This is a genomic window from Maricaulis sp. W15 (assembly GCF_001924955.1).
Taxonomy (GTDB): domain Bacteria; phylum Pseudomonadota; class Alphaproteobacteria; order Caulobacterales; family Maricaulaceae; genus Maricaulis; species Maricaulis maris.
In genome coordinates this window covers 1-12,846 of the sequence record NZ_LQXG01000001.1, presented here as the reverse complement: position 1 = coordinate 12,846, position 12,846 = coordinate 1, and the positions used below count along the sequence as shown (strand labels likewise).

7 protein-coding genes are annotated in these 12,846 nt (G+C 62.9%); 5 read left to right on the top strand and 2 right to left on the bottom strand.

Annotated elements, in window-relative coordinates; translation table 11 throughout:
• Positions 1-32: 32 nt before the first annotated feature.
• Both AWH62_RS00035 and AWH62_RS00030 read right to left on the bottom strand, forming a co-directional pair.
• Complete coding sequence (locus tag AWH62_RS00035; RefSeq protein WP_075188425.1) at positions 33-1,178, bottom strand: endo-1,4-beta-xylanase; 1,146 nt, start codon at positions 1,176-1,178, stop codon at positions 33-35.
• Positions 1,179-1,261: 83 nt separating this feature from the next.
• On the bottom strand, positions 1,262-4,459 hold the full coding sequence (locus tag AWH62_RS00030; RefSeq protein WP_075188424.1) for a TonB-dependent receptor: 3,198 nt from the start codon (positions 4,457-4,459) through the stop codon (positions 1,262-1,264).
• 294 nt (positions 4,460-4,753) lie between these two features.
• On the opposite strand from AWH62_RS00030, the gene AWH62_RS00025 reads away from it, so the two are divergent.
• Genes AWH62_RS00025 through AWH62_RS00005 form a run of 5 tightly spaced genes read left to right on the top strand, consistent with a single transcriptional unit; the run spans position 4,754 to position 12,463 of the window.
• Positions 4,754-6,250, top strand: coding sequence for a tryptophan halogenase family protein (locus AWH62_RS00025; protein WP_075188423.1), 1,497 nt, complete (start codon positions 4,754-4,756; stop codon positions 6,248-6,250).
• A 1-nt stretch (position 6,251) separates the two neighbouring features.
• Positions 6,252-7,697, top strand: a complete 1,446-nt coding sequence (locus tag AWH62_RS00020; protein WP_075188422.1) for a tryptophan 7-halogenase — start codon at positions 6,252-6,254, stop codon at positions 7,695-7,697.
• Positions 7,694-9,220, top strand: coding sequence for a tryptophan halogenase family protein (locus tag AWH62_RS00015; protein WP_075188421.1), 1,527 nt, complete (start codon positions 7,694-7,696; stop codon positions 9,218-9,220). The genes AWH62_RS00020 and AWH62_RS00015 overlap by 4 nt, the downstream gene beginning before the upstream one ends.
• Positions 9,221-9,227: 7 nt before the next feature.
• Positions 9,228-10,751, top strand: a complete 1,524-nt coding sequence (locus tag AWH62_RS00010) for a tryptophan halogenase family protein (protein ID WP_075188420.1) — start codon at positions 9,228-9,230, stop codon at positions 10,749-10,751.
• The gene (locus tag AWH62_RS00005; RefSeq protein ID WP_075188419.1) at positions 10,748-12,463 is read left to right on the top strand and encodes a glycoside hydrolase family 43 protein; all 1,716 of its coding nucleotides are present in this window, start codon (positions 10,748-10,750) and stop codon (positions 12,461-12,463) included. Before AWH62_RS00010 ends, AWH62_RS00005 begins: the two co-directional genes overlap by 4 nt.
• The last annotated feature ends 383 nt before the right edge of the window (positions 12,464-12,846 follow it).

The following is a 12,846-nucleotide window of genomic DNA, read 5'->3' as shown; positions in this document are numbered from 1 at the left end:
GCATCAAGATGTAGCGCCTGGGCCGGTTCCGCTTAGCCGCGCGGCGCCGCCGCCTCGAAAGCCGCAGCTATCGCCGCCCGCAGGGGTTTGGGCTGGAAGTCGGCATCAAACGGGGTCGGGCGTTTCGGCTCGCCATCGGCCCGCGGCCAAAGTCCCTGCAGCCAAGTGTAGCGGTCGGACAGGCCCCAGACGAGCACGTCGCGGGTCTGCGGATAGCTGAACATCAGGTCGAGATAGCGCCGGGCAAGGTCGGCGACCGCCTGGTCGCGATCGGCGAAATCATATGGGAGGTTCTTGTCGTGCACATCGAATTCGGTGATTGCGAGATCGAGGCCCAGCCCGGTGGCATGGTCGAGGAAGCCGCGCCAATGCTCATCGCGAGCGGTGTCGAAACCGACTGACGTGTCGTAATTGCCCGACCCGATATGGCTCTGGACCCCCAGCGCATCGATCGGCACGCCGCGCGCCACCATGCCATCGAGCAAGCGCAGCACGCCGTCCTGATGGGTCTCGTGACCGGCCTCCCAGCTCATATAGTCATTGTAGACGATCTGCCCGTCCGGATCGGCCTCGCGAGTGGCGTGATAGGCGATATCGATAATGTTCTCGCCGAGATGGCGGGTCAGCGAGGTCTCCCGCAGCTGGCCGGTCGCCGGATCAATGGTCTCGTTGACGACATCCCAGGAGGTGATGCGACCGCGATAGCGCGCCACCACGGCCCGGACATGCTCGACCACAAGCCGCTCGGCCTCGGTGCCGGGACGGCTGCCGAAATCGTAATTATTGACCCAGGCCGGCGAGAACTCCTCGCGGTTCCACAACAGGGTGTGACCGCGCATCGCCATGCCCTGCTCGGTCGCGAACTCGACCAGCTGGTCGGCCGGGTCGTAGTAGAAGGTCCCGGCATCGGGACGCATGACATACCATTTCAGGGCATTCTCATGGACCAGGATGCCGCATTCCCGTTCGATCAGCGCCCGGTAGCCCGGGTCATTGAAAGCGCCGGTCAACGTGCCGGGCCGCCCCATCCCAACCGCTGTTCCAAAACGCATTCCCTTCGCCTCGGCGAGCGCATGGAGGGACGGTGTTTCCTCGGCCAGCAGGCCGGGAGCCGCACAGGCAGCCAGACCGCCAGCAGCCAAGAGAAGGGCTTCGCGCCGATTGAATATCTTGGTCATGTGCCCCTCCAAGGCCTGTTACCGGACAAAAAGGGGGCGCAGGTGCGGCGAACCGGCACCTGCGCCCCCCTTGATCGATGCGACTAGTAGGTCGCGCGCAGGATGAAGGTCACCCGGCGGTCGTTCATGAACCAGGACCGCGGCGCCGTCAGCAGGTCGTCATTGAGAACCTGGCTGGTGCGGGTGACCTGGTTAAGCAGGTTCACGCCCTGGACCCCGACACGGATATTGTCGTTGATCGTGTAGAAGGCCGACCCGTCAAGCTGGCCGCCGCTTTCCTGCATGATCGGCGAGTAGGGCACGATCACGTCACGGACCGTGACCAGGAAATCAGACCGCCAGGCGTAGGCAAGGCGCAGCGCCACCCGGTCCGTCTCGTAGAAGCCGGACACATTGAAGGTGTGCTCGGACAGGCCCTGCAGCGGGAGCAGGCTGGTGTCGATATTCGCCACCCGACCAGCTGCCACATCCGGGTCGGTCGCGGAAAGGGTGGATTGGACCACGCCCTCACTGTCGACATAGGTGTAGCTGGCATTCATGCCGAGACCGTTGAACGGAGCCGGCAGGAAGTCATAGGTCTGCTGGTAGGCAATCTCGAAGCCCTTGACCGTACCCTGTTCCGGCGAGTTCGACGGGGTCGTCACGATACCGTCGAAAGTCGCACCATTATTGGTGAAGACCAGACGTTCGGTGCCATTCGTGATGACATTGTCGAGTTGCTTGTAGAACAACGCGACGGTCAGCGAGCCGACATCGGCAAAATACCATTCGGCCGACGCGTCGAAATTCATCGACTCGATCGGATCGAGATAGGGATTGCCGACCGTGGAATTGATCCGCGGGCCGAGGAACTCATTGTTCTGACCGAATTCCGGTCCCTGAAGGGTGATGTTGTAGTAGTTCCGCGTCAGGCCGACATCCGGCATGGTGATGGTCTTGGAAGCGCCGAAGCGGAACTGCCAGCCGTTTTCCATCCGAGCGACGATGTTGAAGCTCGGCAGGTAGTATTCCATGTCGTGGCTGGTCGTGTTCGGTGTGATCGAGCCGTCCGCGAAGTTACGGGCGGCATCACGATCCCCCTGACTGAGCAGACAGAAGTTCGGCGGCGTCTGCCCCGCCGGGATGGCCGCACATTCCGCATCTGAGGCGAACGTCACGTCAGTGAAGGAATGATAGCCCTGCGTTTCGCGGTTCATGCTGACCCAGCGCAGACCGAAATTCCCTGACACTTCAACACCATCGCCGACGTCCTGATTGAAACGCAGCATGGCGTAGAGCGCGTCTGAGGTCTCCTGGATCGGATTGATTTCCTGCAGGAGGAAAGGTGTGCCCGGCTCCATCTGGCCGCAACGCTCCGCGAGCGGCTCCCAGTTTTCACAGGTCGTCGTCGGACGCCAGCTATTGGCCACCGTAGACGCGAAATTGGCAAACGTGTCGTAGTTCTCAAGAATGTTCGAATTCCAGAACACAGGTGGCGTGCTTCCAGTCGGGGAAGGAACATCGCCTTGCATGAAGTTGTCGAAGGCGAATGGTGAGAAATAGTCCGCCAGATTACCGACACCGGCGACATTGCCATCGAGCCAAACCGGGCCACCATTGCCCCACTGCTCGGAGATCACACCCCAGTTATAGGTTGAAAAACGTGTGATCTGGTCACGGTTAGCGTGACGATAGCCGAAGCGGATGGATTCAGCCCAACGATCCGGATTGTTGAAATGGTATTCACCGTCGGCGCGGAAGGAGTCGAGCGTCCCTTCGCTCTGCTCGATGTGATCCATCGCAGCCCGCGGGAAGGAGTTGAACGGATCCGAAAAGCTGTCATGCGGCGCACGGAAATATCCCGGGCAGTTCGCTGTACCGGGATCACCGGCACACGGCACTCCGTTGAGGCCGGGAGGTGTGAAGCTGATATCGGGAATGTCATCGCCATTCATCTGGATGACGACGTTCTGGTAGGTCGACGCCCACAGACCGATATCTTCGACCTCAACCTCGGATTCGACACGCTGGAAATCAAAGTTGAATGACCAGCTTTCATTCGGTGTCCACTTGAAATTGAAGCCAATATCCTCGGTCAGATAGTTCTGCATGACATCGCGACGGATATTGTTCGATTGCAGGCCACCAATCGGGGAGCGAGCATCGGCACCGTTCTGGTCATCGCGCCAGCCATTGTCGTCGGACGTGATGGCACCGCCGGTAAACAAGCCGGTCGGCCCGAATGTCAGCTGCGTCCCTGCCACAGCACGGGAGTCGCCTGATGACGCCACATTATCGGTCGCGATTTCCATCGCATGCTCGGTCCAGGCCTGTTGCGAGTCGGAGCGCAGATACTGGAGCGTGGCTTCCATCGTGCGATCTTCCGAACGCCACTGGGCTGCAGCCCCGAGGCCTTCGCGCTGACGCTCGAAGATCTGTGAACGGAAGGCGGCACCACGCGGGAAGTAGACCTGGCCCACGGCCGTACCCGCACCCGGATCGACCACATCACCATTGTCATAGAGCGTGCGCTCCGCGTAGTTGGAAATCTGCTGACCATCAGAACGTGAGATCAGTTCGGAGTTCACATAGTTGAACAAGAGGCCGAACTCGCCACTCGTCCCGGTGTCCCAGCGATTGGACGCCATCACGGAATAGGTCGGCGCCCATTCCTCGGCAAAGTCGCCATAGCTGGACTCAACAGAGGCAGAAATCGTCGGCGCGCCGTCAAACGGACGACGGGTCCGCAGATTGATCGTGCCGGAAATCCCGCCCTCGATCATGTCGGCGGACGGGCTCTTGAACACGTCGACGCCGCCCATGAGTTCGGACGGAACATCGGAGAAGCTGAGGATGCGGCCATTATTGGCCGAGAATGTGTCGCGACCATTGAGTTCCGAACGAACCCAGGTCAGACCGCGAACGACGACGCCGGAACCTTCGATCGAGAAGTGGTCCGGATCGACACCAGCCCGGAAACGGTCGATCGACACACCCGGGACGCGCTGCAGCGCCTCGGTGACAGAACGATCCGGCAGGGCGCCAATGTCTTCAGCGGTGATCGAGTCGACCACCACTTCGCTGTCGCGCTTGATTGTTTGTGATGTCTGCAGGCTGGACCGGAAGCCCGTGACCTGGATGACTTCGGCATCATCGGTGTCATCGGTTGCTTCGGTTTCCTGGCCATAGGCCGGTGTTGCGGCCAACAGCGCGGTCAGAGCAAAGGCGGATACGCCTTCCTTCCAGCCCCGGCTGCGGCCACGTCCCGTCAGATACACGGGTAACGTTGATGATCTTTCCATCAGACTTCCTCCCCTTTGATGCGCAATTGTTAGCGCTACTAATTTTGCTTGTCGCAAATGTCTGATTAATTAAATGGGTAACCCTAGTTTCCGGGCATGGCAAGCCTTCACCCCCAATAGATTCGAACCTCGCACTTAGGTGTTCCCCGATTGCAACGCTAACGAAGTTGTCCACGTTGTCAATTGATAGCTAGAACCCTATTCCTGCTTGCTATTTCACAGACACAGAACGTTGACGTCGATTGTCGTGGGCCGATAAGCTCACGTGAAGAACGGCGGGGAGGCCGGGCTGCAATGTCAGACAATAAGGTCGATCACATCCTGATTATCGGCGGCGGAACCGCCGGCTGGATGTGTGCCGCGGCACTCTCCCACCGCCTCCGGGCCGACCGGGTTCGCATAGAATTGGTCGAATCCGAGGGTATCGGCACGGTCGGGGTCGGCGAGTCGACCATTCCCCATATCCGTCACTTCAATGCCAGCCTCGGAATTGACGAAGCCGACTTCATGGCGCGCACCCACGCCACCTACAAGCTCGCGATCGAGTTCCGGGACTGGGGTCGCATCGGCGATAGCTACATGCACCCGTTTGGCGCTTTCGGCGTGCCCGGCGCGGTCGTCGACTTTCATCATGACTGGTTGCGCAGCGGCGGCGAGACCGCCCTTGGTTCGATCGATGACTACTCATTGCCGATCGCGATGGCACGCGGCCAACGTTTTGCGCGACCGGCCTCCGATCCCCGCGATCTCGCCTCGACCTACGCCTACGCCTTCCAATTCGATGCCGCGGCCTATGCGCGCTATCTGCGCGATTTTGCCGAAGCCCGCGGCGTCATCCGCACAGAAGGCCGCGTCACCGACGTGCAAGTGGATGGTGAGACCGGGCATGTGCGCAATGTCAGCCTCGAGAGCGGACAGCGGATCGAGGCCGATCTCTTCATCGATTGCTCGGGCTTTCGCGGACTGATCACCGAACAGGCGCTCGCGACCGGCTATGAAGACTGGTCGCACTGGCTGCCGTGTGATCGGGCGATTGCCTTGCCATCCGCCGCGACAGGCGAATTGCCACCCTATACCCGCGCGACGGCGCTCGAGGCCGGCTGGGCCTGGCGCATTCCGCTGCAGCACCGGGTCGGCAATGGTCATGTCTATGCCAGCGCCTTCATGGATGATGAGCGCGCCGAAACCCTGCTGCGCGACCAGCTGGAAGGCGAAGCCCTGGCCGAACCAAACCGGCTGCGCTTCCTGGCCGGCAAGCGCAAACGGCAATGGAACCGCAATTGCGTCGCCATCGGCCTGTCGTCCGGCTTTCTCGAACCGCTTGAGTCAACCTCGATCCACCTCATCCAGTCGGCCATTGGCCATCTGCTCGACCTCTTCCCCACCGGCGAATGGGACCCGGCCGAGGCCGACGAATTCAACCGTGTCATGGACCAGGAATATGCCCGCATCCGCGACTTCCTGATCCTGCACTACAAGGCCACACAGCGCGACGACACGGAATTCTGGCGCCACTGCCGCGAGATGGACATTCCCGACAGCCTTGCCGGCAAGATCGAGCATTTCCGCGAGCGCGGCCTGATCGCGGACTATGAGCACGGGGTTTTCCTCAAACCGAGCTGGCAGGCCGTCTTCCTCGGCCAGCACATCACACCGCAACGGCTCGATCCGCGGGCCGTCAATGCCGCCGCCGGGATCCGGCCGCTGGCGGCCGAATTGACGCGAATCGCGACCGCCATGCCGGGCCACGCCGAAGTCTTGTCCGCCCACGCCCATGCAACGGCGGACTAGCATGACCGAACCGGCCGCGAATCCCCTCTCCATCCTCATCATCGGCGGCGGTCCGGACGGCTGGCTGACGGCGCTCGCGGCCCATCAAGCCGTCGCGGGTCTGCCGGGTGCCTCGGTGCGGATTGTCCATGAAGAGGGGCCGGTCTGCGCGCCCGCGCTCAGCGCGCCGCCCGATTTACGCATGCTGCACGGCCGCCTCGGCCTCAATGATGGCGACATCCTGGCGCGCACCGGCGGCGCAGCGCGGCTTGGCCGGCTGTTTTCCGGTTGGCGCGGCGACGGCGAACCGGACTTCGTCCAGCCGCATGGCGCCATCGGCGCCAATTGGGGACCGGTCCATTTCCACCAGCAAGTCGCAGCCCATGGCCCGGGCACCGATGACTATGCCAACTACGCGCTCGCCGCGCAGGCGATCAAACAGGCCCGCTTTGCACCGCCCTCGCCGAACCCGCGTGACTTCGTGTCGACGCTGGACTTCGGCTTTCATCTGGATTGCGCCGCCTATACGGCCCTGCTGCGCGACACCGCCCGGCAACGCGGCATCGAAGCCTGTGCGGGCCGCGTCACGACCATCGAGACGGACGAGACCGGCCTCGCCGGGGTCACGCTGGACAAGAGTCGATATCTCAAAGCGGACCTCTATATCGACGCAACGGGTCCGGAGATGAAACTGGCGGCGGCGATCAACGCGGCCTGCGAGGACTGGTCAGACGACACGCCTTTCCTGTTTGAAGCGACCCGGCTGGAAACGCCCCGGTCGCCACTTACCCCCGCGACCCGCATCATCGCCGACCCGGCGGGCTGGCACATGGCCATCGCCCTGCCCGATGCGACCGTGACCCGCCGCTTCACGGCGACGGCGGATGACGGCGATACTGCCCGGCTCACACCCGGACGCCTGAGCACGCCCTGGTCCGGCAATTGTCTGGCCGTCGGCGCCGCTGCCTGCCGCCCGGATCCGCTGGCCGATGCCGACCTGCCGCTGCTGGCCCGCACACTCCTGCGCCTGCCCGGCCTCTTGCCCACCGGCCCCGACATGCGGGCAGAAGCCGATGTCCACAATCGGGCCTTTGCCCGGGAAAGCGACGCCGCGCGTGATTTCAGCGCCCTGGTGCTGGGTTCGCAAACGCGCTCCGAACCGGTCTGGCAGGCCTGCCGCGACGCCGCACCGAGCGACCGGCTTGCCCACGCGACCGCCCTGTTCAAGGCGCGGGGCCGTATTGCCGCGCGCGAACACGATATCTACCGCCAAGGCGATTGGGTCACCGCCTGGCTGGGGCTGGGCGTCAAACCCCGCCGCCATGACCCGCTGGCCGACCGGCTGGACCCGGCGGCCGCATCGGCACGACTGACGCAAATCCGGACGCTCGCAGAGCAGACCGCCGCTGCCATGCCGGACCACCAAGCCGCCCTGTCACGCCTCAAGGCTGGAGTGCCACCCGCATGATCAATCCGAGAACCCTCGATCAGGTTGTCATTGTCGGTGGCGGTTCCGCCGGCTGGATGACCGCAGCCGCCCTGTCCCGCCTGATCGGCAATGGCCATACCAAGATCACGCTGATCGAGTCCGAGGCCATCGGCATTGTCGGTGTCGGCGAGGCGACCATCCCGCCAATCCGTCATTTCAATGAATTGCTGGGCCTGGACGAGCGCGACTTCCTGCGGGCAACCCAGGGCACGATCAAGACCGCCATCGAATTTGTCGACTGGACCCGGCCGGGCCACACCTATCTGCACCCGTTCGGGACCTATGGTGCCGACATGAATGCCGTGAAGTTTCACCAATACTGGCTGAAACTGCGCCAGCTCGGCCAGGCTGAAGCCTTTGGCGAGTATAATCTGTGTGATGTCGCGGCGCGGCAGAACCGCTTCGGGCCGGTGGCCCGGGACCGACAATCGCCGGTCTCCAGCCTGCACTGGGCCTATCATTTCGACGCCTCACTCTATGCCCGCCATCTGCGCCGCTATGCCGAACAGCGCGGCGTGCAACGGATCGAAGGCAAGGTGGTCGATGTCCATCAGCGTCCGGAAGACGGTTTCATCGCCTCGGTCGAGATGGAATCCGGCGACCGCATCACCGGCGACCTGTTTGTTGACTGTTCCGGCTTTCGCGGCCTGTTGATCGAGCAGACGCTGAAATCCGGCTTCGAGGACTGGACCCACTGGCTGCCCTGCAACCGGGCGATCGCCGTCTCCTCGGCCAGCGCCGGCGAACTCACCCCCTTCACGCGCTCCACGGCCCGCGATGCCGGCTGGCAATGGCGCATCCCGCTGCAACACCGGATCGGCTCCGGATTCGTCTATTCCGCCGACCATCTGTCGGAGGATGAAGCGACCAGCGTCCTGCTCGACAATCTCGACGGCGAACCGCTGAACACCCCGAAGCCGATCCGCTTCACGACCGGCCGCCGCAAACAGGCCTGGATCAAGAATTGCGTCGCCATCGGGCTGGCATCCGGCTTCCTGGAGCCTCTGGAATCGACCTCGATCCACATCACGCAAGCGGGGATTTCCCGGCTGATGGCGCTGTTCCCCGACAAGGATTTCGATCCGGCGGGCATTACCGAGTACAATCGCCAGGCGGAATATCTCTACCGCCATATCCGCGATTTCATCGTGCTGCATTATCACGCCAATGAGCGTCATGGCGTGCCGCTGTGGGATCATTGCCGCAACATGGCGATCCCCGAGACATTGCAGCGCAAGCTCGACCTGTTCCGGCTCAAGGGGCGCCTCTTCCGCTATGAGGACGAGCTGTTTGCCGAGTCGAGCTGGCACGCAGTCCTGCTGGGCCAGAATGTAATGCCCGACGGCTATGACCCGCTGGTCGATGCGGCGCCGGAAGACCGTATCATCGACGCGTTCAGACAAATGCACCAGGCCGTGGCCGGAGCTGTGGCCTCCATGCCCAAACACCAGACCTTCATCGACCAGCATTGCCGCGCCGCCATGACGGCACCACCCGCATGAGGACAAAATGACCGATCAACGCATCCGCAAAATCGTGATTGTCGGCGGCGGAACGGCCGGCTGGATGACCGCCGCCGCGCTGGCCAAGGTATTGGGTCCGGACTATGCCGACATCACCCTGGTCGAGAGTGACGCCATCGGCATTGTCGGGGTCGGCGAAGCGACCATCCCGCAGATTAAGATCTTCAACGCCATGCTCGGTCTCGATGAGGACCGTTTCATGCGCGACACCAAGGGCAGTTTCAAACTTGGCATCCAGTTTCGTGACTGGGGTCGCAAGGGTGACAGCTATTTCCACCCGTTCGGCCCGTTCGGCGTCGATATGGAAGGCGTCTCGTTCCACGCCTTCTGGCTGCGCATGAACCAGCTGGGCGAGCCTTACCCGATCACCGATTATTCGGTGCAGTCCGTGGCCGGCGAAAACGGCAAATTCATGCGCCCGATCGCCAATGCCGGCACCTCCCCGCTCGGTCAGATCGCCTATGCCTTCCATTTCGACGCCCATCTCTATGCCAAATTCCTGCGCGGTTTTGCCGAGGAGCGCGGGGTCAAACGCGTCGAGGGCAAGATTGACCAGGTCCACCAGCGCGGCGAGGACGGGTTCATCGAAGCCGTCGAGCTGGAAAACGGGACACGAATTGAGGGCGAACTCTTCATCGATTGTTCCGGCTTCCGGGGCCTGCTGATCGAGCAAACCCTCAAGGCCGGTTACGAGGACTGGACCAACTGGCTGCCCTGCGACCGGGCGCTGGCTGTGCCGTGTGAAGGGTCGGAGGAGATCACACCCTATACCCGCGCCACGGCGCGCGAGGCCGGCTGGCAATGGCGCATTCCGCTGCAACACCGGGTCGGCAATGGCTATGTCTATTCGTCCAACCATATTTCCGACGACGAAGCGGCGGCCACCCTGCTGGCCAATCTCGACGGCAAACCGCTCGCCGAGCCGCGCCTGCTGCGTTTCGTGACCGGTCGGCGCAAACAGGCCTGGGTGAAAAACTGCGTTGCTCTCGGCCTGTCCTCGGGCTTCCTGGAACCGCTGGAATCGACCTCGATCCACCTGATCCAGAGCGGGATCGCCAAACTCCTGCAAATGTTCCCGCGCACCTCTTTCGAGCAAGCCGATATCGACCGCTTCAACGCCCGCACCAAGGAGGAATTCGAACGGGTGCGCGACTTCATCATCCTGCACTACAACGCCACGACGCGGGATGACACGCCCTTCTGGGATCATTGCCGGACCATGCAGATCCCGCCGGGACTGGCCGAGAAGTATCGCATTTTCGAAAGCTATGGCCGGGTCTTCCGGGAAAATGACGAGCTTTTCAACGACACCAGCTGGTTCGCCGTCATGATCGGCCAGGGCCTGAAGCCGCGCTCCTTCGATCCGGTGGCGGAATGCTTGTCCGAGGACGAGACGCGCCGCCGCCTGGCCCAGATCCGACAAGCCATGCAGACCTCCTCGGATCATATGCCCGCCCATGCCGACTTCATCGCCAAGACTTGCGCCGCCGAAATGGAGCCCATGACATGATCCGCCACCTGTTGCTGTGCACCGGCCTCGCCACACTCGCGGCCTGCGCCGCAGAAACCGCCGGATCCCCGACTCCGGGCATCACCCCGGCCCGTTTCGAGCGCTTCACCTATTCCGGCGGCGACCCGGTCCATGAGGGGGTGGCTCAGGACGCAGACACCTATCTCAACCCGGTGCTCGGCGGCTTTTATCCGGATCCCTCCAACACCCGCGCCGGCGAGGATTACTACCTGGTCACCTCGACGTTTTCCTATTTCCCGGGACTGCCGGTCTTCCGCTCCAGCGACCTGGTCAACTGGGAGCAGATCGGCAATGCGATCGACCGGCCCGACCAGGTCGATTTCGGCACGCTCGGCCTGTCGCGCGGCCTGTTCGCCCCGGCCATCGAATTCCATGACGGTCTGTTCTACATCCTCAATACCTGTGTCGATTGCGGTGGCAATTTCCTGATCACCGCCACCGACCCGGCCGGACCCTGGTCGGACCCGGTCTGGCTGCCCGATCTGGAATGGGGCATCGACCCGTCACTCTTCGTCGATGAGGACGGTCGCGCCTACCTCCTCAATAACGGCCCACCGGACCGCGAACCCGAGTATGAAGGCCACCGGGCCGTCTGGATCCAGGAATTCAATCTCGAAACCCTGGAAACCTTCGGCGAGCGCGTCGTGCTGATCGATGGCGGCGTCGATTTCTCGGAACAGCCGATCTGGATCGAGGGGCCTCACATCTACAAGGTCGATGGCCGCTACTATCTGATGGCAGCCGAGGGCGGTACGGCGGAAAACCACTCCCAGGTCGTGCTGGTTGGTGACGCGCCGACGGGCCCGTACACGCCTTATGACGACAATCCGGTCCTGACCCAGCGGGACCTGCCGCGCGACCGCGCCAATCCGATCACTTCGGCCGGCCATGCCGATCTGGTGCAGACACCCGACGGGGACTGGTGGGCGACCTTCCTCGCCGTGCGTCCCTATGGCGACGACCAGTACAATACCGGCCGCGAGACCTTCCTGATGCCGGTCAGCTGGGAAGACGGCTGGCCGCGCATCACAGGACCGGGCGAGGCCATTCCCCATGCCGCGGCAAGACCTGACCTGCCGGCCGGCGATCCGGGTATAGCGCCAATGACCGGCGCCTTCACGGTGGTCGACGAGTTTGACTCGGAGGCCATGGGGCCGGACTGGATGATGATGCGCAATCCGCGCGAGACCTGGTGGCAACTCGACGGCGACGCACTGCTGCTTGAACCGCGCCCGGTCGGACTGGGCGATTTTGCCAACCCGTCCTATTTCGGACGGCGCCAGCAACACATGTTCGGGCTGGCAGAGCTGGCCTTCAGCTTCACGCCCGACACACCCGGCGCCCGCGCCGGCCTCGCCGTGCTGCAGAATGACGAATACTGGTATTTCATCGGTCTTGAGCAGACCGAAGACGGGCTCGCCATCCACCTGCGCCGCCGCGCTGGCAGTGACGACCCGTCAGACGGCATGGTGATCGCTGCCGCACAGGTCGCACTGAACGCGGGCGCCCTGATCGAGGTCCGGGCCACGGCCCGCGGCCCGCACTATGATTTCGATTATCGCTTGCCCGATGGCGGCTGGCAGAACCTGCTGCGCGGTGCCGACGGCACCATCCTCTCCACCCGCACCGCCGGCGGTTTCGTCGGCGTCACGATGGGCCCGCACGCCTATACGCCGAGCCACATTGACTAGCGCTTGCCGTCTCCTCTTTTCATTTTTCCCGGAGGCGCGCAGCGCCATCCGGGACCAACGGGAGACTCATTGCTTGCCGGAGCGTTTCGTTGGTCCCGGCTCTCCGCCCCGCTTTTGCGGGGCTGCGGCCGGGAAAAATGTGTTTGGATTTGCGGAGGCTGTGGAGGCTAGGCGGAGAAACGCGCGCTTATCCCCGCCCAGCGCCTTTAAAACCGTCATCCTGACGAAAGTCAGGACCCAGTCTCGCAAACTCGATTTGTCAAACATGGCAACAGCTTGCGTCGCATTCCGGGTCCCGGCGTGCGCCGGGATGACGGTGTGTGGGGAGAAAACTCAGCCAAACTTATCCGCCCCCCTTCACCGCAAGCGATAATGCCCTCGGT